Annotated in this window: 26 protein-coding genes and 1 riboswitch; of the genes, 12 read left to right on the top strand and 14 right to left on the bottom strand. The window is 36.1% G+C overall.

Features of this window, described 5'->3' with window-relative positions; translation table 11 throughout:
* The first annotated feature begins 693 nt into the window (after positions 1–693).
* From AC2TFD_RS19770 to AC2TFD_RS19790, 5 genes are all read left to right on the top strand, one after another.
* On the top strand, positions 694–1,476 hold the full coding sequence (locus AC2TFD_RS19770) for a GNAT family N-acetyltransferase (RefSeq protein WP_335568123.1): 783 nt from the start codon (positions 694–696) through the stop codon (positions 1,474–1,476).
* Positions 1,477–1,588: 112 nt separating this feature from the next.
* Entirely contained in the window at positions 1,589–2,842 is a 1,254-nt protein-coding gene (locus AC2TFD_RS19775) for an erythromycin esterase family protein (protein ID WP_484673800.1), read from the top strand.
* 76 nt (positions 2,843–2,918) lie between these two features.
* Positions 2,919–3,122 (top strand): DUF1657 domain-containing protein, encoded by a 204-nt coding sequence (locus tag AC2TFD_RS19780; protein ID WP_335516090.1) that lies wholly within the window; start codon positions 2,919–2,921, stop codon positions 3,120–3,122.
* A gap of 82 nt (positions 3,123–3,204) precedes the next feature.
* Positions 3,205–3,408: a DUF1657 domain-containing protein gene (locus tag AC2TFD_RS19785; protein WP_335516093.1), complete on the top strand. Its 204-nt coding sequence runs from the start codon at positions 3,205–3,207 to the stop codon at positions 3,406–3,408.
* Between the two features lie 20 nt (positions 3,409–3,428).
* The gene (locus AC2TFD_RS19790) at positions 3,429–4,289 is read left to right on the top strand and encodes a DUF421 domain-containing protein (protein WP_335567784.1); all 861 of its coding nucleotides are present in this window, start codon (positions 3,429–3,431) and stop codon (positions 4,287–4,289) included.
* A 47-nt stretch (positions 4,290–4,336) separates the two neighbouring features.
* Here the strand turns inward: AC2TFD_RS19790 and AC2TFD_RS19795 are convergent, their stop codons facing one another.
* The gene (locus AC2TFD_RS19795; RefSeq protein WP_335567783.1) at positions 4,337–5,305 is read right to left on the bottom strand and encodes a DMT family transporter; all 969 of its coding nucleotides are present in this window, start codon (positions 5,303–5,305) and stop codon (positions 4,337–4,339) included.
* 227 nt (positions 5,306–5,532) lie between these two features.
* Here AC2TFD_RS19795 and AC2TFD_RS19800 point away from each other — a divergent pair, with 227 nt between their 5' ends.
* Positions 5,533–6,147 (top strand): PH domain-containing protein, encoded by a 615-nt coding sequence (locus tag AC2TFD_RS19800; RefSeq protein WP_335567782.1) that lies wholly within the window; start codon positions 5,533–5,535, stop codon positions 6,145–6,147.
* A gap of 85 nt (positions 6,148–6,232) precedes the next feature.
* On the opposite strand, the gene AC2TFD_RS19805 is transcribed toward AC2TFD_RS19800, so the two are convergent.
* Positions 6,233–6,433 carry a cold-shock protein gene (locus tag AC2TFD_RS19805; RefSeq protein WP_335518555.1) on the bottom strand — a complete coding sequence of 67 codons (201 nt, stop codon included), beginning with the start codon at positions 6,431–6,433 and terminating at the stop codon, positions 6,233–6,235.
* Positions 6,434–6,687: 254 nt separating this feature from the next.
* Positions 6,688–6,909: a helix-turn-helix domain-containing protein gene (locus tag AC2TFD_RS19810; RefSeq protein ID WP_335518558.1), complete on the bottom strand. Its 222-nt coding sequence runs from the start codon at positions 6,907–6,909 to the stop codon at positions 6,688–6,690.
* Between the two features lie 166 nt (positions 6,910–7,075).
* Between AC2TFD_RS19810 and AC2TFD_RS19815 the strand changes: the two genes are divergently transcribed.
* Positions 7,076–7,246, top strand: coding sequence for a hypothetical protein (locus AC2TFD_RS19815; protein ID WP_335518560.1), 171 nt, complete (start codon positions 7,076–7,078; stop codon positions 7,244–7,246).
* Between the two features lie 59 nt (positions 7,247–7,305).
* On the opposite strand, the gene asnS is transcribed toward AC2TFD_RS19815, so the two are convergent.
* Positions 7,306–8,697, bottom strand: a complete 1,392-nt coding sequence (asnS, locus tag AC2TFD_RS19820; protein WP_484673801.1) for an asparagine--tRNA ligase — start codon at positions 8,695–8,697, stop codon at positions 7,306–7,308.
* 250 nt (positions 8,698–8,947) lie between these two features.
* Here asnS and AC2TFD_RS19825 point away from each other — a divergent pair, with 250 nt between their 5' ends.
* Positions 8,948–9,178, top strand: coding sequence for a hypothetical protein (locus AC2TFD_RS19825; protein WP_335518566.1), 231 nt, complete (start codon positions 8,948–8,950; stop codon positions 9,176–9,178).
* Positions 9,179–9,217: 39 nt separating this feature from the next.
* On the opposite strand, the gene AC2TFD_RS19830 is transcribed toward AC2TFD_RS19825, so the two are convergent.
* Positions 9,218–9,685 carry a GNAT family N-acetyltransferase gene (locus tag AC2TFD_RS19830; protein ID WP_335518570.1) on the bottom strand — a complete coding sequence of 156 codons (468 nt, stop codon included), beginning with the start codon at positions 9,683–9,685 and terminating at the stop codon, positions 9,218–9,220.
* 92 nt (positions 9,686–9,777) lie between these two features.
* Here AC2TFD_RS19830 and AC2TFD_RS19835 point away from each other — a divergent pair, with 92 nt between their 5' ends.
* The gene (locus tag AC2TFD_RS19835) at positions 9,778–9,915 is read left to right on the top strand and encodes a BA3454 family stress response protein (protein WP_335518573.1); all 138 of its coding nucleotides are present in this window, start codon (positions 9,778–9,780) and stop codon (positions 9,913–9,915) included.
* 48 nt (positions 9,916–9,963) lie between these two features.
* Here AC2TFD_RS19835 and helD read toward each other — a convergent pair whose 3' ends face one another.
* From helD to AC2TFD_RS19875, 8 genes are all read right to left on the bottom strand, one after another.
* Complete coding sequence (helD, locus tag AC2TFD_RS19840) at positions 9,964–12,291, bottom strand: RNA polymerase recycling motor HelD (protein ID WP_484673802.1); 2,328 nt, start codon at positions 12,289–12,291, stop codon at positions 9,964–9,966.
* Positions 12,292–12,468: 177 nt separating this feature from the next.
* On the bottom strand, positions 12,469–13,338 hold the full coding sequence (locus tag AC2TFD_RS19845; RefSeq protein WP_484673803.1) for a hypothetical protein: 870 nt from the start codon (positions 13,336–13,338) through the stop codon (positions 12,469–12,471).
* Between the two features lie 121 nt (positions 13,339–13,459).
* A complete protein-coding gene (locus AC2TFD_RS19850) occupies positions 13,460–14,182 on the bottom strand; it encodes a DUF3784 domain-containing protein (RefSeq protein ID WP_484673804.1) in 723 nt (240 codons plus the stop codon).
* A gap of 130 nt (positions 14,183–14,312) precedes the next feature.
* The gene (locus tag AC2TFD_RS19855; RefSeq protein ID WP_484673805.1) at positions 14,313–14,807 is read right to left on the bottom strand and encodes a L,D-transpeptidase family protein; all 495 of its coding nucleotides are present in this window, start codon (positions 14,805–14,807) and stop codon (positions 14,313–14,315) included.
* Positions 14,808–14,843: 36 nt separating this feature from the next.
* Positions 14,844–16,370: an aminotransferase class V-fold PLP-dependent enzyme gene (locus AC2TFD_RS19860; RefSeq protein ID WP_484673806.1), complete on the bottom strand. Its 1,527-nt coding sequence runs from the start codon at positions 16,368–16,370 to the stop codon at positions 14,844–14,846.
* A 108-nt stretch (positions 16,371–16,478) separates the two neighbouring features.
* Positions 16,479–16,823, bottom strand: coding sequence for a hypothetical protein (locus AC2TFD_RS19865; protein ID WP_335567774.1), 345 nt, complete (start codon positions 16,821–16,823; stop codon positions 16,479–16,481).
* 144 nt (positions 16,824–16,967) lie between these two features.
* Complete coding sequence (locus tag AC2TFD_RS19870) at positions 16,968–17,363, bottom strand: sporulation protein (protein WP_335567773.1); 396 nt, start codon at positions 17,361–17,363, stop codon at positions 16,968–16,970.
* A 103-nt stretch (positions 17,364–17,466) separates the two neighbouring features.
* Positions 17,467–17,608, bottom strand: a riboswitch (cyclic di-AMP (ydaO/yuaA leader).
* A 164-nt stretch (positions 17,609–17,772) separates the two neighbouring features.
* The gene (locus AC2TFD_RS19875) at positions 17,773–18,498 is read right to left on the bottom strand and encodes a polysaccharide deacetylase family protein (RefSeq protein ID WP_335519253.1); all 726 of its coding nucleotides are present in this window, start codon (positions 18,496–18,498) and stop codon (positions 17,773–17,775) included.
* A 109-nt stretch (positions 18,499–18,607) separates the two neighbouring features.
* Between AC2TFD_RS19875 and AC2TFD_RS19880 the strand changes: the two genes are divergently transcribed.
* From AC2TFD_RS19880 to AC2TFD_RS19890, 3 genes are all read left to right on the top strand, one after another.
* The gene (locus AC2TFD_RS19880; protein WP_335519256.1) at positions 18,608–19,396 is read left to right on the top strand and encodes an HAD family hydrolase; all 789 of its coding nucleotides are present in this window, start codon (positions 18,608–18,610) and stop codon (positions 19,394–19,396) included.
* A gap of 204 nt (positions 19,397–19,600) precedes the next feature.
* The gene (locus tag AC2TFD_RS19885; RefSeq protein ID WP_335519260.1) at positions 19,601–20,638 is read left to right on the top strand and encodes a MerR family transcriptional regulator; all 1,038 of its coding nucleotides are present in this window, start codon (positions 19,601–19,603) and stop codon (positions 20,636–20,638) included.
* 51 nt (positions 20,639–20,689) lie between these two features.
* Positions 20,690–21,214 carry a MerR family transcriptional regulator gene (locus AC2TFD_RS19890; protein ID WP_335519263.1) on the top strand — a complete coding sequence of 175 codons (525 nt, stop codon included), beginning with the start codon at positions 20,690–20,692 and terminating at the stop codon, positions 21,212–21,214.
* A gap of 67 nt (positions 21,215–21,281) precedes the next feature.
* Here AC2TFD_RS19890 and AC2TFD_RS19895 read toward each other — a convergent pair whose 3' ends face one another.
* Positions 21,282–22,256, bottom strand: a complete 975-nt coding sequence (locus AC2TFD_RS19895) for an acyltransferase family protein (RefSeq protein WP_484673807.1) — start codon at positions 22,254–22,256, stop codon at positions 21,282–21,284.
* Between the last annotated feature and the right edge of the window lie 144 nt (positions 22,257–22,400).

Here is a 22,400-nt window from a genome sequence, read left to right on the forward strand (position 1 = left end):
TCTTGGCAATATAGGTCTGGAATTGATTTTGATAAAAATAGTGATAAAGTTAATTCATTTATCATGTATCTTTATCGTGGAACAAAATCTTAACCTTTTTGGTGAGCACTTTTACTCCAATTAGGTCCAAATAGTGAAATTCTACCTATTTGTTTACGTTATTGGTTTTATGATTCTTTCTTTTGTTCATTACTTAGGTTTCTTCGCAAATGGAAGCTCCATAATAATATTAAAAAAGATCATTTGGTTTGAGTAATTTATCTACGTACATTTTCATAGGTAGATAAATTTTCACTTTACTCCCAATTCCCAATAACATTGTACCTTCATTTTGATAAAAGTGATTTCCTCTTTCCTAAAAAGAAAGATTTGTTAGGTGTTACATCTTTCCAATTCCAGTTACATCGCTCCACCTACCAAACATTACAAAGAAAAACTTTTACTACTCGTTCACGTACGGAACGAACACGGATGGTTGAGTCTCCTAAGAGAGTTAATTTTTTTATTTCTCTTTACACTTATAGTATATCACCGGAATCTTACGATAACACAGGTTCTTTGTGACGAATTGGTGAATTCTTCAAAATTAATAGACTATTAAAAATACCTTCAACATAGCAAACTATTAGTTTATTACGAATGAAATTGTGCTAATATTTGAATACGAGTAGTATAGCAAAAGGGGCGATTTTTATCATTAGAAAAATGACCAAAAATGACCATAATCACATCATGGGATTCTTAAGTGGCGAACCATCCATTAATTTATTTATCATTGGGGACTTAGAAGTTTTTGGCTATGATCCAGATTTTCAAGATATTTGGGCGCAATTCAATAAACAGGGAGAAATAAAGGCCGTTCTTCTCAGATTTTATCAATCATTTATTCCATATGCCAAAGATGAATTTGATGTGGATTCCTTTGTCTCAATTATTACCTCCTTTCCTCAACCCCGTCTTTTATCCGGTAAAACTGAAATCGTCGAGAAATTTGAACCTTATAAAGAGTTGCAGCTTGGAAAAAAACAAGAAACTTTTTTTGCAGAATGTAAGAATATAGAATATCTTGAAAAAACAAATATAGAAATTAAAAAAGCTGACATCGTTGATGTTGACCAAATTTTATCTCTTCGTAAATCCATTGACGAATTTCAAATCAGAGATGATGCTCAGGAAATATTACTAACCTCCATGCAATCCAATACATCTCGAAGCTATTTCACTGAAGAAAATGGAACTATGACCGCTTGTGTATCAACCACAGCAGAAAATTCATTTTCAGCTATGATTGTCGGTGTTTGTACCAGAAAAGAGTATCGCCGTAAAGGATTAGCAACAGCAATTATGCATAAACTTTTTAGAGATGTATTAAATGAAGGCAAGTTACTTTGCCTATTTTATGATAATCCTGAAGCCGGACGAATCTATAAACGACTTGGATTCAAAGATATCGGCAAGTGGACCATGTACCGATGATTTCACCACCAAAACTCCCTGATAAAATTCAGGGGGTTTATTTATTTTTGGATAAGCTTCTATCGACTGAGGGAAATTACCAATAAGACTGTTTCTGAAAGGATGTTTATCAATGCTGGAGGCCATAAAAAAACATGCTAGACCCTTCGATACTATTCATGATCTTGACCCGCTAATTCAGGCAATTGGCGACGCCAAATACGTACTCCTTGGTGAATCATCCCACGGTACATCCGAATTTTATACGATTCGGGCTGAACTTACGAAAAAATTAATTAAGGAAAAAGGGTTCAATGTGATAGCCGTTGAAGGAGACTGGCCATCCTGTCAAAGAATCAATACGTATATAAAAAACATTGGGTCACCCCACCAAGATCTTAGACTGGCATTTGAAGAATTTAATCGGTGGCCCACGTGGATGTGGGCCAATGAAGAAATCATGGAACTAGTTTCATGGTTAAGAAATTATAATCAAAAAACCAAACGAAAGAACAAAGTTGGATTTTATGGACTAGACGTCTATAGTCTTTGGGAAAGTATGGATGAGATTATTAAATATTTTGAACGGACTGGCAATTCAGGCCTTAAACAGGCAAGAAATGCATTTACCTGCTTTGAGCCCTATAACAGAAATAATGAGTCCTATGCGGTTTCTGCAGGATATTTATCAGAAAATTGTATCAAAGAAGCCCTTGCCCTTCTCTCTACCATACAAAAAAACAAGTGGAAATACGACGATGATGAAGAAAGCAGTTTAAACATGGAAGTTAATGCGCTTGTTACGGTAAACGCAGAAGAATATTACCGGACGATGGTCTCAAGCGATTCAAAGTCATGGAACGTAAGAGACACACATATGGTTGAAGCTTTGAATGCTGTGATGAAGTATTACGGTGATGATGCAAAAGTAATCATCTGGGAACACAATACCCATGTTGGTGATGCCCGGGCTACTGATATGAAAGATGCAGGGATGGTAAATGTGGGGCAATTGATTCGAGAACAAAATGATCCCGAAGATGTTTACATCGTTGGCTTTGGAACGCACCGTGGTACGGTGATTGCATCAACAGAGTGGGGAGTAGATTTCCGTGTTACCGATGTCCCCCATGCTCAACCTAGGAGCTGGGAGGATTTAATGCATAGAGCTGAGGGAAAGAACCAGTATCTATTATTTAATGAGAATAACCGTGAAGAATTCATTAAAACCATCGGTCATCGCGCAATCGGTGTTGTATACAGACCTGAATATGAAAGATATGGAAACTATGTTCCATCCATCATGAGTGAACGCTACGATGGATTTATCTTTGTAGATAAAACTCATGCCCTACATCCTTTTTTACTAGAAAGTCTTGTTAAATAAAAAAGTCACATAATTTATGAGGCAATCCACATACTACGTTCTGTAAGTAAAAAAAAATGAAAGAAGGATTTACTCTATGACAGTTGGAACTCAAGTTAAACAAGCATTAGCAGGTTTAAAAAGTGCACAAGCTAGTTTTGAAGCCTTTTCATTAGCAACAGATAATCAAAACGCAAAAAAACTTTATCAGGATGCTGCTCAACAAACTCAATCCGTCCTGGACAGTCTTGAACCACGTCTTCAGGAAATCTTAGCAGAAGAGCCTCAATACAATCAATAAATATTAGAGCGTAAAGGTTGGCAGCACTGCCAACCCTTTTAATATTGTAACGTATATCCTCTAGAAGAAAGGAATTTCATTCATGACCATTGCAGCAAACGTTAAGCAATGCCTTTCAAATATAAAGGGAATTGAAGCGCAGTTATCATCCCTGGCTTTAACTTCTATGGATGAAGATACCAAAAAGGTGTTTCATGAATCAATGGAGACAATTGCATCTGTGAATAAAGATCTACAGACACGGGTTTTAGAGCTCGAACGACTTGAGCCACAATATAAAAGTTGAAAGTTTTGAGGTGAATAAATTTGCCTAGTTGGGTTGATCTCATCATTCGTTCTTTTGTCTTTATGGCACTTTTATTTTTAATGACAAAAATACTTGGTAAGAAACAAATATCTGAACTTTCTTTCTTTGAGTATGTTTCTGGAATTACAATTGGCAGCATAGCAGGAGAAGCAATAACTGGATTAGAAAAAAATATGTTTCAAGGAATGGCGGCTATTATTATTTTCAGTCTTGCAACACTATTGGTTGACATTTTAGCCTTAAAAAGTAAATCCTTTCGAGACATTGTTGATGGAAGAGGAACTGTTTTAATAAAAGATGGCAAGGTATTAGAAGAGAATTTAAAGAAAGAAAAATACACGATTGATGAATTGTCTGCCTTACTTCGTCAGAAAGATATTTTTCGTGTTGCCGACGTTGAATTTGCTGTCCTAGAACCTAGAGGTGATCTCAGTACTCTATTGAAAAAAGAAAACCGCCCCTTGACTCCCAAAGACTTAAATATGAAGGTCCCTACAGAAAAGGAACCCCAAACCATCATTATGGATGGAAGCATTTTAGATGAGGCATTAAGGTCCGCCGGAAAAAGCAGGGGCTGGCTCACCACAGAATTAGAAAAACTTGAAGTTACCCTCGATAATGTTTTTATCGGTCAAGTGGACTCATATGGAGAATTAACGGTAGATTTATATGATGACAAAATCCAAGTCCCCTCTCCTTCACAGAGACCGCTTTTATTAGCTACGCTAAAAAAAACGCAAGCAGATTTAGAGATTTTTTCACTTGGAACCGAAGACGAAAATGCAAAAGCTATGTATACGAAGAATGCGAAATTGGTGCAGGAAGCCATCGACAAACTGACTCCTTACCTTTCAAGTTAATCGTTACTTATTAAGCCTAATCATGTATCAGATTAGGCTTAATATCATTACGCACTCGCTTTTTTCCCATCCGGGATATCCCCTTTATGTGATACATAGCTGTGAAGCACCATTCCTGCCATGACCAGTACCATCCCAGTCCACGATATGACAGATGGAAATGCCGCTTTCAAAAGGAGTAATTCGCCCATTAACGCAAATAAAACCTCCATTGACTGTGTCGCCTCTACGTTCCCTAATTTTTGCATATTTCCTCGCACAAGGTCTGTTGCCTGGAAAAATAAAATGGTTGCGATCACGCCGGAGGTGATGGCTACAATACCAGATTGAAAGGTCTGACCCAAACTAGGCGGGCCGACCGTGACCAAGCCATAAATGGCTAAAATAATCCATAAAGGCAAACTTGCAATTGTCATTCCTAATACCCGTTGAAAAACATCGAGCCTTCCCCCGCACACATCCATCATTTTTCTATTCCCTAAAGGGTAGGCAAACGAGGCAATCAGAACTGGTACAATCCCTAAAAGGATTTCTCTAAATGAAAGCGAATCTGCTTGATCCACCTGCATTAAGATTATCCCCGCCAAAATAACCATCGACATAGACATTCCCTTTAAGGGTATTTTGCCTTTCACTTGCAACGGACCTTTTTTTGTCATTATTGTTTCAAAAAAAAGCGGTGCTAATAAGGAACCTGAAATGATCGTAATTTGCCAGGTTGATGCAATGAGCCATCCAGGTGCATAGGCTGCTGAAAAACAAATTGGACCATAAAAAAGTCCAAATCCTACTGTGCTCCACAAAAGCCAGGCTTTCGGATTTTTTTTCATTTCTAGAAATAAAGGTTTAAGATTCTTTCTTGCCATCACAAGGAGCAGCAGAAAAGGAACCATAAAGAAGTACCGTAATGAAGCACTCCATATCCAGCTCCCTCCTTCCAGCTCCATGGAACGGTTAATGATGAACGTAAACGCAAAAAAGAATGCAGCCAAAACGCCAAGGATGACTGGACGCATTTTCTATTCCCCTTCTGACTTAGGTTTTCTTCCATAGAATAAGTCCAATTCTATGGATACATTTTTTTATTATAACAAATATCTGAATTATTTGATATTTAAAATCTTAGCATAAGTCAAAAATGCAAAGCATAAATTGTTTCGTCGTTCAAAAAGCTTGAAACTTCTTACGTACATATTCGTATAGTTGGATGGCAATTAAAATTTCTTTAAGTGAGGTTGATAGAATGTTTGGAAAAGTAGCAGCAGATATTTTAGGATTAAGCGATGTAGGTTCTGTTATTAGACCAGAAAATTACGATAAAGTGGATTCCGATGATTATGTTATGCATGAAGATAACGAAAAGATATATTTTTTAATTAAATCCAAATCAGATGAATATTGTTTTACAAATAATGCCCTGATTCACCTTGACGGAACAAGTGCAACAAGCAAAAAGAGAATGCTTCATCGCTATAGTTATGCAACAAATAGAATTTCTGATGTGAAGCTGGAAACTGCTGGTACAGTCGACCTTGATATTGAAATTAAATTTAAGATTGGTTCGGAGCTCTTCTCTATTGATGTCCATAAAAAACACATTGAAGAAGTAAAGGACCTATACAAAGCACTTATTAAAATCTCAGAAATTGCTTACGAGAATGAAATTTCCCTTCGCTATGCCAAAGAAAGCCTTGATATTGCATCTACGACATTAGGACGTGTTACTAGTTCTGATAACAATTTGGTTGTTCAATTCAAGATGTTAAATCAAGCAGCTTTCCAATGGCTGGAGGATAGTAAAAAGCAATATAACATAAAAGACTACGGCTTTGTTTTTGAAAAATACATTAATAATTAGACACAAAAAATACCTCTATATTTTAGAGGTATTTTATATAAGAAAAAACAGACCCAATTGGGTCTGTCCTCCACATGCTATGTGATTAAGCTTTTTGTACGTTAGCAGCTTGAGGTCCACGAGCACCTTGCTCAACAGTGAAAGTTACTGATTGACCTTCTTCAAGTGTTTTAAAGCCTTCGCCTTGGATTGCTGAAAAGTGAACGAATACATCTTCTCCGCCATCGCGCTCGATGAATCCGAAACCTTTCTCTGCATTAAACCATTTTACTTTACCGTTTTCCATATTTGTTGCCTCCTCGTGTGTTATCCACACAATTGTATTACTATTCTTGCTCTTTGTGGTCCAGGCGAAAAGCAATAACTTATCTTCCCTTTACTACCGAACAAAAATAATTCTTCATAATCATACCAGAGATAGAAAAATTAAGCAAGGACTCGTCTAAATACTTACACATAATACCTGAATAAACATGTTAGTAGATGGTAAACTTATTAAAAATGTCACTAGGGTTAATCCTAGTGACAAGTTAAACAATTTTAAATTTTTTTTTCTAATTCCCAGTCGTATAAATCTTCAATACGGCAATTTAATTCTTTTGAAATGGTCATTGCTGTACTAAGATTCATTACCTTCTTAGTCATGTAGCCGTTAAGCTGTTCTAAAGGAATATGTGTATTTTTTTCTAAGCCTTCAAGATTCATGCTGTTCTTCGATAACAAGGCTTTGAGGTTACTCTTTTTCGCTTTATAATTAGTCAAAATGACACCTCACTTTTTAAATAGTGTAACACAATGAAAATGTAAATGAAAGGAATCACTCCCATCTACTTAAACAACAGGGACTCAAAAGCTTTCATAAGAGGGTAACAAGCAACTAAAATGAAAATGTGGTATAATTAGATTGATGAAAAAAAGGGGTGTTAATTTGAGAAATTCAAGTAACAGATTCAATAGCGGGCAAACTGTGAAGCTGAAGGAAACTGGCGAGGAAGTTACCATTTTAAAATGGCAATATGTAAAAAACATGAAAAGGTATTCTTACACCGTTAAGGAGCATCCCGAGACATTCTATTTCGAAGAAGAATTCCAAAGTTAATAAATCAATGTAAAAAGACCAAATCCAGAGGATTGGTCTTTCTTTATTTAGCTGTATTATTAAAATTCTGCATTTCCTGTTGTTCTTGGGAATGGTATAACGTCTCGTATGTTTGACATACCGGTTAGGTACATAATTAATCGTTCAAATCCTAGACCATAGCCTGAGTGTTTTGTTCCACCGTATTTTCTTAGTTCTAGGTACCACCAATAGTCCTCTTCGTTCATACCAAGTTCATTTATTTTTCCAGCAAGAATATCTTCACGCTCTTCACGTTGACTTCCGCCGATTAATTCCCCAATTCCTGGTACAAGCAAATCTGTTGCCGCAACTGTGCTTTTATCTTCATTTAATCTCATATAGAAAGCTTTAATTTCTTTCGGATAATCCGTGACAAACACAGGCTTTTTGAACACTTTTTCACATAGGAAACGCTCATGTTCTGTTTGTAAGTCAAGACCCCATTCAACAGGGTAGCCAAAATCTTCACCAGATTCTTTTAAGATTTTAATCGCTTCTGTATACGTTACACGGCCGAAGTCAGATGTATATGCGTGTTTCAGGCGATCTAATAGCCCTTTTTCAATAAAGCTGTTAAAGAAGTTCATTTCTTCTGGAGCTTGTTCAAGAACGTAGCCGATTACATACTTAACCATCTCTTCTGCAAGATCCATAACTTCAGGAAGCTCAGCAAATGCTAATTCAGGTTCAATCATCCAGAATTCCGCTGCATGTCTTGCAGTATTTGAGTTTTCCGCTCTAAAAGTCGGTCCAAACGTATAAACATTACGGAACGCTAATGCAAATGCCTCTGCAGATAATTGTCCACTAACAGTTAAGTTCGTTTCTTTGTTGAAGAAATCCTTAGTTAAATCTGTTTTTCCCTCATCATTCTTTGGAGGGTTATCGATGTCTAGTGTCGTAACTCTGAACATTTCACCTGCACCTTCGGTATCACTTCCCGTGATAATCGGTGAGTGTACGTAAACAAATCCTTTGTCTTGGAAGAACTTATGAATCGCATAGGAAGCTAAAGACCTAATACGGAAAACAGCTGAAAACGTGTTGGTACGTGGTCTTAAATGTGCAATGGTTCTTAAATACTCAAATGAATGTTTTTTCTTTTGCAAAGGATAGTCAACATTTGAAAGTCCTGCAATCACAATATTTGTCGCTTTAATTTCAAACGGCTGTTTTGCCTGAGGAGTATGGATAAAATCTCCTTCTACTTTAATGGATGAACTAATTGGAAGCTTTGCAATTTCTTTGAAATTTTCCAATTGCTCGTCAAATACGATTTGAACACCTTTAAAGAAGCTACCATCATTCAATTCAATAAAACCAAAGGTTTTTGAATCGCGAACGGTACGGATCCATCCTGATAATTGAACCTTCTGATCTATGTAGCTTTCTGTATTTCTGTACAAATCCTTAATTAGGGCTTGTTTCATTTTCTTTTGTACCTCCAACTCTCACGTAAAAATAAAAATCCTCCCGTCCGTGGGACGCAAGGTAATGATTTTTCACAGTATCTTTGTTTCTTATCCCTTCAATATTATATAAAACTCACAACAAATAAGCAATATTCTACAATTTTTCCTGAAATCTGTTAGATATTTTTCAGAATATTTGCAGGATTTTTCTTATGAGGAGTCGAAATAATTAGGAAATGTTCGATTCTTGATAATGGGAGTGTTGATTGTGGATAAAGTTACTTGTATTGCCTATCTTCTGTATCATTCTTCTAAGAATCAAACCATCCAAGAAAAAGCGATTCAATTATTGAATGGTGATGTAACTATAAGGGAATTAAAAAGAAATACGACCACCCAGGCCTTATTAATACAGGCAGAATCTACACTAAGAAAGAATAACTTCGACAAACTGCAAGTTCAGAAATTTGCCGAAGAATTTTTGTTACTTGAGGTCTAAGCTTCCTTCGGGAAGTTTTTTTCATAAGGCTCTTTTCCTTTATAAAAACAACCTTTCATAAACAAAAATTTCCTTGCCATTTTCGTTCAAAGCTGTTTTAATAGAAATTAAACCTAAAGATTTCCAAAATTCCTTAGCTTTTCCATTTTCTTTTAGGACTCCTATGCGAATACGTTCTAGGCCTCTTTTATGCATTTCACCTTCATAAAGTGAATATGCCTGTGTACCAAAACCAAATCCTTGGTAATCACGATGAATCATTAAAAGCCCCAGCCAAGGGCACCGATCTTTTGGACTTTCCATTATGTAGTCTATAACCCCGATATACGTATCATCCAACTTAATAAATACACTTGTTGTTACAGAATTCAAGAATGCCTTTTCCATATCCGCAAGTTCCCTTTTGGCATTTCCATTTTCAAGAACATTATAGTCTGTATTCGAATTTATGATTTCAAGCGCAATGTATAGCGTTTCTTTTGTTATCTCTTCAAACTGCACTGACATATTTGTCCTCCAATCATTTAATAAAACCGGTATTTTTATTTTACCTTAATTAGATTTAAATTTTAAAAATATATAATGAGAAAGGTGATTCTATGGTTCAAGTTAATGTAAAAGTAACATTCGAAGGAAAAATATATTTAACCAATGTCTTAGCCAATCGCAACACTTCCGAAGAGGAAATATACCGCCTAGCGTTTGAACAGGTTGAAAAACAATGGAAAAACAATTAAAATACCAGTAAAAACAGCGGCCATTATTTGGACGCTGTTTCTTGTGTTTTATGCTTCGATTTCATATAATGTCTCCGGAACATCCTTCATTAATGGGCTGATACTTTTCGTTACAAATAAATGCAGCCTATGCATCGCACGGGTACACACCGTGTAGAATAATTTCCGTTCGCTTTCATTTTCATACTGAGAACTATCAAAGAGAATTACCGCATCAAACTCAATCCCTTTTGCCAAATAGGATGGAATCACCAATATCCCTTTTTCATATGCAATGGTCGATTTCTCGATTAGATGAAGAGGTAGCTCATTTTTAAGTGCGGCATATACCCTTATACTTTCTGCTGCCGTTCTACAAATAACAGCAATCGTACGATGGCCTTCTAACAAAAACTCATTGATCTTCTCCGGTATTAAACGATCTAATAAGTCTGAATCGGAAATCTTTATGGTTGGTTTTCTGCCATGACGATTAAATGGTTCAATCAGTTCCCCGTCTTCAACCAAACTGCTAGTGAAATCAACAATTTCCTTTGTAGAACGATAGGTTTTAGTCAAAACGATCTTTTCTACATCCTCTACCTTCTCTTTATAATCAGAAATTACTGTAGCTGAACCTGTCGCACCTGAAAAGATAGCTTGATTAAAGTCGCCAAGAAGCGTCATTTTACTATAGGGAAACATCCTTTGGATGAATGCAAATTGAAAAGGTGAATAGTCCTGTGCTTCGTCAATAAATATGTGACGAATACCTGATGAAGACTTCCTTCCCTTAATCAAATCCTGCAAATAAACAAAAGGTGTTGCGTCTTCATAGGCAATTATATAGTTTGCTAATTTGTCTACAGTCTGCATACAAATTTTTGTCCATTCATCAAGAAGAATTTCTTTATGATTTGTACCCTTCGTAAATAGCTGGCTATATAATCCCTGCATATCTATAAAATTCAGCTTTTTCACTCTAGAAAATAACGACCTAAACTTTACTTTTACTACCCGTTCAGCAAGAAATTTTTGTTCCTGTTCAAAATCATCAAAGCTATTATGACTGTATCGGTTTTTACCCTGTAATTCCTGGTACACCTCTTGATAGTCCTCTTTTTCTAAATATTGTACCTCTTCCTCCACCCAGCTTTTTGATCGTTCCTGTTTAACTCGTCTTTTTAGCTCTCTTAAAAGCCAATCCCTCACCATTTCCATCCGATTAGGGATGGTAAAGCTCGAATCTAATGAGTAAAAATATTCAGAGATTGCTTTATTCGAAATGAGAATTTCACCGCGAAAGACTAAATCTTTGAACAGCAAACCTTTGGTTGATAGAGCCTCTGCATATTGATCAATGATTTCTTTAAATGTAAGACTAGCCTTATATCGAATTCCCGTTACTCGTGTATGATAGTCCTTTGTATCCTCCTGGTTAAGTAAAAATTCCATTTGGTCAAATGGGTCCTCAACTTCAAACGCTTTTCCAATGCGGTGGTTTAAGTATTCCATAAAGGTAGCCTGTTCCATATTCTCTTCCCCTAATTCAGGGAGTACCGTTGATACATAAGAGTTAAAGAGTGGATTCGGAGAAAATAACATAATATTTTCAGACTTTAACGTATCACGATGACGATAAAGCAAATACGCAACCCGCTGAAGGGCAGCAGATGTTTTACCACTTCCTGCGACACCTTGCACTATTAAAAGTTTGCTTCGTTCGTTTCGAATAATTTGATTTTGTTCACGCTGAATCGTTGCCACAATACTTTTCATTTGGGCATTAGCATTATTACCAAGGACCTCCTGAAGCATTTCATCACCAATGGTTACACCTGTATCAAACATAGCTTTAATTTCAGAAGCTCGAATGATAAACTGACGTTTTATTTTCATTTCGCCGTTAATTTCTCCATCTAATGTATTGTACTCTGCCGGACCTGGAGCATAATCATAATAGAGACTGGAGATGGGCGCCCGCCAGTCATAAATTAAAAAATTCTCATCCTGTTCATCCATAAAAGAAGCAATTCCGAGATATACATGATCAACAGCAGTCTCTCCATTTTCTAAAAAATCAATCCGTCCAAAATACGGTGAATATTTTAATCGTTCGAGGGTTCTAATCTGCTTATCCATTTGCCTAAACGTTCGTTCACGCTCTGATAACAACTCTGCTTGTTGTTTTATACTCGCTGCTGTTTCAATAACGTCATCCGGTTCATCCATATTAACCGTGACATCTTCCCAGAAAGTTTTTCGAAGCTCAAGTACGTCTGAACTGACACCACCTGTATTTTTCTGGAGTTTTTGCTTTTTCTTCTCAATCTCCTTGATAACAAAGTTCACTCGCTCCTGCTCGAATTGCAAATCCTTATTCTGCATATCGCTCATATAACCACTCTCCAGAAAAATTTTGGTCTATATTATTTGACAACCATCCTCTTTTCGTGCTATAGTTATTATAGGAATATTGTGCAATATAATAATATTCGTAACAAGACCAACATTCATTTTATCATGAATTTTTTTTGTTTACAATAGATACGTACGCCGCTATGGCGTTTTTTTTTACTGTTTCCTATTCGATACTTCCTCACCTTCTTCTGGTCTAAAATCTCCATAAACCCAATCTCTATATTGACCATATAACAGAATCGATAGTAACCTTAGGATAATATAATCAATGGTATGAAATTTTTCTTTAACCAGTGTTAACTTTTTAAAAACCAGATCTAAACACATTGTCATGACCAATACTCTAAGTTGGGAAATCCAATTATTTTGCTTCAAAAACGATAATGTTGAAAAAAATGACAACGAAATCGCATATAACGGGACCAATACAAAATGTTCGTTCCAGGAATGATACTTCCCTAATCCAAATCGAATTTTCCGAGAGACAGCGAATACAAATAGTAAATTTGCTTCGGTTATCAAGATCGTGAAGAATAGTGAAATGAAGCGAATCACTGGATTTCTTTTATTTAAAAAGTTGTTCCATCCATCACTTAATCTGAAGTATAAAGGAATTAATATTAAGGTATAAACAGTTCTCCACCATTTATGTTTATATACTTTTAACTTCAAAAAAAGAACTTCTACCAATGCAAAATATAGACCGCCTAATAAATTTCCAAACCCTCCAATTTTTTGGACTGTAAAGAATAAGGCAGTAAAGGGCACAAAAATAGCCTGCGATAAAATAGCACCAAGGATATTATCAAAATAATTTTTTTTTAAAATTCTTGGCTTATATTTATAGGCTCTAAACAGATTTAATACAAAAAACTCAAATAAGTATGCCATACCAATATTCGACATTAATAAGATAAATAATTGCATTTTGTTTTTACTTTTAAAAAAAGAATAACCCAGTAAACCTGAGTGGATTAGGAATAAAATAATAAAAGGTATTTTATTATATTTTGGATTCTTCATTCACATATCCCATTTCAATGTTGTTTTAATAGTAGTATTTGATTTGCCTCCCTTTTCATTCCACTTTCATATAATATTTCCACATTAAAGGTCATCGTTCATTGAACAGTGACCTTTTGTGTTAATCCATTTTCTCCATAAGCTGCTGATACCAGTTTTGTGTCTGTTCAGGATCTTTATCATTTATAAATATTTTTCTATCCTTCATTTCAATATAAATATACGGAGATGACCCTTTTTGGATAAAGAGTAAACTGGTTCCATATCCAGTTACTTTAAATTGTCCTTTAGAAAGCGCAGGGAGTCCCACGCCATTTGTCCTTACTGTAACCTCAGGTAAATGATCCATTAGTTCAATCGAAATAATTTCTTTATATGTCCACTCATCCCCATACATTCCGGTAATCTCGAAGCTATCCTTTTTCGTTACTAGCTCGTAGCCCTGATAACTAAAATAAGAAACCACGCTAATTCCCCCAATAACCAGAATTAATAGCGAAATACTAATGATATAACTGCGTTTGCGCTTTTTTGGAACTTCATATTTAGTTAGGTAAATTAATCCACCCATCAAAAAAATGAACATAAAACCAAATTGAACTTCCATTGCAAATTTAAAAGAAGTAAACAGGAGCGGCAGCAGAATCAACATGCCAATTGCTGTTAATATCAGCAATCCACCAACCTTTTGCGGGTACCCGCTTTTAATTAATTGCTCCTGTTCCTCCTTCGGGCGTGTTGCGAATCCGGAAATAAGCCAATATCCTTCCTTCTTTCTAACGGCCCAACCTAGAATTAGAAATAGCAAAATGACAACGGCTTGGACACCTACTATTCCCCACACGCAAAAACCCCCTTATGTATTGAATTTTGAATATTTTATTCTATCTACTATACGAACGAGTACCTTAATTGGATTCATCCCCGAATCAAATAGGCCGATTTTTTGTAATCGGCCAAACTTGTTTTAATCATCAGGGTCGGATCATTACCCTAGTACCATTCGGAACCTTCTCTGCTAACTGAAGAACATCACGATTATGCATTCTTACACAACCATGCGAAACCGCTTTTCCTATCGAACTTGGATCATTTGTTCCATGGATACCATAACCTTGTTTAGATAACGATAGCCACAAAACACCAAACGGTCCGCCGGGGTTCATTTGGCGGTTAACAATCACAAAATCACCAGTTGGTGTAGCTGTCAGCATTTTCCCTACAGCAATCGGGTAGATTTTTTCCAATTTTCCATTCCTATATAAAGAAAGTCTTCGCTTACTAACGGAAATTTGTATAGAAACTGGAATTGTACTTGGATCTGGAAGCCCGGGGATTTGAATTCTTTGTCCTACGTACAGCTGCTGGTGATTGACACCTGGATTTGCCGCATAAATTCGTGCCAGGCTTACCCGATAGTCCAATGAAAGTTGATAAAGGGTATCACCAGGCTTTACGATGTGAATCATACTATCCCACCTTTTTTAACTAGCATATGTTGGGATTTAATAACCGTTGCTTAATTCCTCTTCCTCAAGCCTAAACAAATGAGCCATATCCTGACGAGTGTGTTTTGTATAAAAATAGTCATTCGTATGCGGGTCATAAATATAATCCTTCTTCCAATCCTTTATGTTCCTAGTTATCTCTCTCATTGCTTCTACAAACAATAAAATTTCCGCATTCGACATAATTGGATGCAGTGAAAATCGGACCCAGCCTGGTTTTGTAGACATATCTCCTTGATCTATTTGCTCAGCAATTTGTTTCGATTTATGTTTGTCAATTTCCAATAAATAATGTCCATATGTTCCTGCACAAGAGCATCCTCCGCGGACCTGAAATCCATATCGATCATTTAGCAAACGGACAATAAGATTGTAATGAATATCTGTGATGGTAAATGAAACAATGCCGATTCGATTCCGCTGATGATTCTCTAATACATGAAGATTCGGTATATCTTCCAACCCAGTTAGCAGTAGTTCAAGCTGTTCTTTCTCTCTAGCTAAAATCTTTTCAACTCCCATTTGTTCCTTTAGTTTAATACATAGGGCGGTACGTATGGCTTGAAGTATCCCTGGTGTTCCTCCATCCTCACGATGTTCAATGTCATCAATGTATTTGTGTCCGCCCCACGGATTCGTCCATGCAACCGTCCCGCCGCCAGGGTGATCAGGTACCTTATTGCTATACATTCTCTTATCAAAAATTAATACACCACTCGTTCCGGGTCCACCTAAAAACTTATGGGGTGAGAATAGAATGGCATCAAGTTTTTCCAGAGGGTCTTTAGGGTGCATATCCATCTTCACATATGGAGCCGAGGCAGCAAAATCAACAAAACATAGACCACCGTGTTGGTGCATAATTTTCGCCAACTGATGATAAGGGGTTTGTATCCCAGTCACGTTCGAGCAAGCAGTGAAGGATCCAATTTTAACACCCCGATCCCGATACTGGTTAAGAAGCTGCTCGAGATGTTTCACATCTACCGCACCCTTTGGGTCAGGTCTGATAATTTCCACATCAGCCAACGTTTCAAGCCATGAGGTTTGATTTGAATGGTGCTCCATATGTGTGAGAAAGACAATGGGTTTTTCATTATCCTTAATCTTAATGCTCGCTTTCCATTGCTCTGGGACTCTCAGCCCAAGTAATCTCTGAAATTTATTCATGGCAGCCGTCATCCCAAAGCCATCAAGAATCAGTACGTCGTTCTCATCGGCATTTACATGTTCCTTGATAATTTTTCTTGATTGATTATAGATTCCAGTCATCATAAGACTAGTAAAATTGGATTCAGTATGTGTATTAGCCATGTACGGACCAAACACCTCTGAAATTCTTCTTTCTATAGGACGAAATAATCTTCCACTTGCCGTCCAATCTGCATATATTATAGGTTTTCTTCCGTATGGGTGGTCGAATTCCTGATGATTGCCAATAACTTGAGACCGAAATTTTTGAAAGTATTCCTCAAGATTGTCCGGCAGCCGAAAGTATTTACTTCCGATCCTTGCAGTAATCATAGTTCAGCACCTCTCCATTAAATCCTGCTAATTACTATATGCAAAGCTTTCTTTTACCGATAATAAAAACAGCCTGATCCCATGGGATCAGACTGTTTCCTTTATTTATTAATTTGAATTCCTTGCCGATTCCTTCCGATTGACTTCATCAATTTTTTGAACAAACATTTGGAAAACTCTCTGCTTTTCTTCCAAGTCCTTAATATATTCTTTTAATTGATTATAGGTTTCTTCAAAGGGTTTATGATATCTTTGCCGTATATTTTCAATTAATTCCTCATTCACTGTTGACTGAATGACTTGCTTGGTAATCCCATATTTATACGAATATACCTTTAATTCTTGTGCCACTTCTTCATATTCTTTATCAATTTCGGTAAGGACTACCGATATATCATCCTTCCACTCTTCTAGTGATTTTTGCAGATAGGATTTAACCATTGTTTCTTCCATCGATTGCACCCGCCTAATAAAGTCTTATGTAACTTCATTATAACGGTAATAGTTTTCATCCTAGTGTCTAGTAGTTTACAAAGCTATATCAAATAATAGGTATTTGTTCCGATTTACATATAAATTTAGGTTAATAGACGCACATTAAGAAATGGTATTAATGGTAATAGGGACACTTTGTGTAATATTATTTGCATTTCCTAAATCAATATTGATTAATAAGGAATATTTAAAGGTGTCTTCATTATATTGAACTTCATCAGGAATATCGAGTAAAAAGGGGATCTTTCCAGTTTGGTTTGGGCTGCATTCAAGAGAACAGAATACGGAATGACTATTTAAAGTTTCCTCTACAAAAGCCTGTGAATCAATCCCTATTAGATCGATATCATATCTTTTAATTTTATTCTTGAGTAGTCCGCCCGTTATCTCAATCGTCCCATTTATGACACTGCCGGCTTCGTAAACCTGCTTATCCAAATGAACCATCGTTTTTGGCAAACCAATCTTCAATTTTGTTAAATAATCTTTTAATGTCATTTTCTCCACCTGTTCCCTAAAATAGGCATAATAAAAGACCGGCATTTGTAATCAAGCTGCTTCAAATGTTAAAACATAAAAGCCCCTGTACTTGGCGGTCCATGACCTCCTTCGCTTTAGCCGACGAAGTTAGCTGACGGGTAGGATGGCGAAAGAAAAGTTCTCATCCTTTCTACTTGGTAGAATTAACCCCTATTAATTGGTTCCTCCGTACCCAGGGTGATGGGTTTTGGCCGAATATTAAATTCATAATATGACGCTAATTCTAGCCCCAACCTGAACCGTTGTAAAGAGTGAAATTCACTTAAAATACCCGTTTAATCCCCAATTTAAAGTAAAAACAAGAGCTTTTCTATTGTTTGCTCATGAATCTTCGTTATCTTGCAGCATAGATTATCTTTAAGAAATCCTATTTTGTAAGGATGTCAATGAACTCATCAAGGCCTGTGGAATATTTTATATACATTCTTGGTAAAAATAACAATTCATTTTTCAGTCCTTTTTTCGTATAGAGTGAGGGTGTAGTTGTCAAACCAAATTGATAATACTTTTTTACCTCTGATCCGACACGTTCATTGAAGTTTCCATAAGGATACGCAAGTGCTATAACCGGTTTACCGGTCATTTTTTCAATTTTTTCCTTCGAGCTTTTTAATTCATATTGAAGATTCTCTACTTTTGTTAAATCCGGGTGTGTAGCTGTATGAGACTGAACAGAAATTACACCAGTGGCTGCCATATCCCTTAATTCAGATTGTGACAAACGGTTCCTACGCCCGACAAAATCGGATATAACGAAAAAGGTTGCGGTAGGTTTAAAGTGATGATCTGTTAACTTTTGAAGAATTTCAAATGCTTTTTGATTATTTTTATAACCATCATCAAATGTAATAAAAATTGGTTTTTTAATTTTACTAATATCCTTCCATCTTTCAAATGTTAATAACGTATATCCTTGATTTTTCAAATAGGTCATTTGCTTTTCAAAATTTTCAGGTGTTACATATAATTCCTTAGAGCCTACACCGTTATATTCATCGATTGAGTGGTAGATTAAAATTGGAACCTTATTCTGTGCTTGAACATGTGCCGGAAGGCAAACCATAAGAAGAAAAACCAATACAATCCTAAACATTAGCTTCACCCTTTTTCTCAATGTCTCGAATATTATTCCTCACTTAGAGCATTTTATCTATTCGTTAAGGTTAAACCTAAAAAACAACAAACACTAAAGGAGATCTTCAATGTCTGAATACAAGGTTTTATTTTTGGATATCGATGGAACCATCATTACACCTGATGATTCTATTGAGGAAACGACAATTAAATCTATACAACAGGTTCAGGAAAAAGGAATAGAAGTCTTTTTAGCTACAGGCAGACCCCTACATGAAATTAGGGAACTTGCGAAGAAGCTAAATGTTCGCTCCCTTATCGGATATAACGGTGCATATGGCATTTATCAAGGGAAGGACCTCTTCCAAGAGCCTATGAATAAAAAAAGTGTCCAACAATTCCTAGAAATAGCGAAAAATAATAAACATGAGGCTGTTCTTTATACAAAAGACAAAAACATATTTACGGATCTAAACGTGGATTTTGTACAAGAATTTATCGAGAAATTCCATTTACATAAGAACGATTCCTTTACTCCTTCCAAGGATTATGAGGTTTTGGGCATGACATTGATAAACGTAGACCCAAAGGATTTATCCTTTTATAGAAATGAAGATGGTATTCATTTAACTCAAGTAAATGTGGAGGGCATGCGCCATTGTTATGATGTAATTAGAGACAAAATCAATAAGGGGATTGGTGTCCAATATATTCTTAAACACCTCGGTGTCAACAAGGAACATGCGATAGCTTTTGGTGATGGTTTGAATGATAAAGAAATGCTGATGAATGTCGGTGAAGGTTTTGCGATGGGTAACGGTCATCCGGATTTATTTCAGTTTGCCAAACACAAAACAACAACAGTAAGTGATTCAGGGATTTATAATGGATTAAAAAAGCTAGGGGTTATTGAATGAATCCCAACAAAGAAAAAGCTTGGTTTTCGCTATCAAAGGCTGTGCATAGCGCACAGCTTTTTTTGCATGAATTTGTTGTTATTTCGTGGTATCCGTCTTGTTTTGATAGCTTTTGTCACCGTGCAGGAAAATGGGGTATTCAGTAGAGAATTTACTATCTAAAGAGGTTTTACCGTAAATTAGATAGAGAGGATTTGAAAACTAATGAGAACTTTCACCTTAAAGGAAGTTTCCAAAAAAATAAATGTTAAACCGGCTACTTTGAAAAAATGGGAAGAAGAACTTGAGGAATATCTAGAAATACCGCGAACGAAACAAGGAGCAAGAATCTATTCACAAGTGGAAATAGATTTACTTTTAGAAATTAAGGCATTGCACAATAAAAGACTCAATACCACGATGATTTTACAGACTTTACGAGGGGAAACTGATATTAAAGAGGTAATATCTGAACTGGATGACGAAATTTCTAAATTGGAAGAAACTGATACTGAACTCGAAGAACGAATCCATTTTCCTGAAGAAGCAGTTGCTGAACAGAACGAAGAAATCTCAGAACCCAATGAAGAAGTTCACAAACCTGCCGCAGTAACCTCTGAACCAGAAGAAGAAATCAATGAAACTGAATCCCAAGAATTAGCAATTATTTCTCACAATGCCACCCCTGTAGCGGATGAGGAAATCTCCATTAAAAGCGCAGATGAATTTTTCCTCGCAATGGATACGTATAAACAAACCTTTTTAAATGAAGTAAAAGAGGAAATTAGAAACGTACTTCGAAAAGAAGTGGTTGAAGAGGTCAAAAAAGAAATTGCAACTGGCACGAACTACACTGTAAACACTCTTTCTGAATCTATAAACCAATCTACCGCTACCACGAAAGCAGAGCTCAAAGAACTGTCTGTCAACTTAGACAAAAATACAGAGCAGACAACAGATAGACTTCTATACTTATCTAAAAGTATTGCCAACGCCTCTCATGAAACATCTGAAGAAATTTATATTCTATCAAAGCAGTTATCGCAATCTACTGAGGAACTCGCTCATTATGTAGAAATTACAAACACAGAAATTATTGGCCTATCGGATACAATTGAAAAAGACCGTGAAGACCGCGTGAAGGAACGGGATCTCTTCCGAAATGATATTACACAAAGAGAAGCAGCTTTTCAGAATTTATTAACTAGCTTCCGAGATGTAGCCGCTGCAAAAGAAAAGAAATGGTGGAAATTTTGGGAATAAGATGTCAAGTCGCTTTGCTTTTGGTCCATTTTTTAGGCGGGGGGAATCATTATGAACACAAGCGAAGTTGCAAAATTATTGGGGGTATCTGCTAGTACCATTCAACGCTGGGTAAAACAGTTGGAATTGCCGATGGAGCGCAATGAACGGGGGCATTATCATTTTAATAAAGAGGATATTGATCTTCTAAAAAATATTCAGACGCAAATACAAAATGGGACCCTCCTTCAAGAAATAGCTCCTGTCCGAGAAAAGAAAACGCGCAAAGGGATCGTTAAAGAACCTGAAAACAATGCTGAACTGGAAAGATTGTATACGATCGTTACTGAATTGGAGGCAAAGGTGAATTCTAAAGCCGACTCCGTTGCCTCCTACCAGTTGCTGCAGCACCGCAGGGAAATTGAAGAGTTACAGAATCAAGTTAAAGATTTAACAGCACAAGTGGAATCCATCCAAACACAGCTTAATGAGAGTAAGAAATCTATTTTGCCTGACCAACCGTTAGTCTTAGAAAAGGGAAAGGTTAATAGGAAAAAGAAGAATTTCGTCAGTTCTTTTTTTGGATTTTTAGGATAACTAAAAGAGCTAATCGCCTTGAACACAAAAAAAAGCCGAATGTTCATAGACATTCGGCTTTTTGCATTTATATCTTTAATTCTACAAGCGGTTTCGTATACTTTTTTATCATATAACTTCCCAGGACCATACAAACGATAAAGGAAAATGCGAGTAAGAATAAATAATTTTCCGAGATAGAATTCGGTAAGATGGCCTGAATCGATTTAATAATAAACCCATGAAATAAATAAACATAAAGTGTTCTTTCACCAATCTTTGTGATTTTGTACTGATTCGACGGAATTAACGGCAAGAACGCAAATACTACAATCAACGTTAAACCATACTGCAATGCACGCAACAATCCATCGCTTAGCTGCATCCCTCCCATATTTTCGTAAGATGTATCACCTAACAGCCATGGTACCGCATCTTGAGGGAACCCTAATCCAAAAAATATGAATGTCATTGCGATAATAGCTATTCCTGCCGGTACAGCATACTTTGCCCGAACAATCATTTTTAAATGGTCTCCGTTTAATAAGAAACCTAATAAAAAGTAAGGAAAGAAAACAAACGTCCGAGATATACTCAAAAAACTTCCTACATTATCGATATAACCAATTCCAATACCAATGATAACGGCGATGAATAAACCAACCCATTTTAATCGAGCAAATACATAAAGCAGTAAATTCCAAAAGAATAAACTTAAAAGGAACCATAATGACCAATGCGGCTGGAACAAATCAAATTCAAGTGTTTTTTCCTTACCTACGAGGTAGTAAACAACTGAATATATGACTTGAAAAATAAAATAAGGAATCAGTATTTTTTGAATGGTCTTTTGTAGGTACCCTTTCTTTTTATATCCCTTTGCAAAATATCCTGATATCAAAATAAATGCTGGCATGTGAAACAAAAATATTGCCGTATATAATGTAAATAAAATCTTATCTTGGTCCTTATAAGGGCTAATCATATGCCCAAAAACAACAAGAAAAATTAAAATGAATTTGGCATTATCGAAATACTTACTTCTATTTTCAGTTGAAGCCATCCTATCCCCCCTAAATTTTTAACAAAAATTATTTTAGCAAAATATCCGACTAAATTGTATATCTTATTCTCCATTTTACCTTATTAATGTTACAGGGGGATTTAAGATTGGTTACTTTCGATTTCGTTCCATTTACAATTCTGA

It is taken from the genome of Neobacillus sp. plas4, from assembly GCF_057221695.1.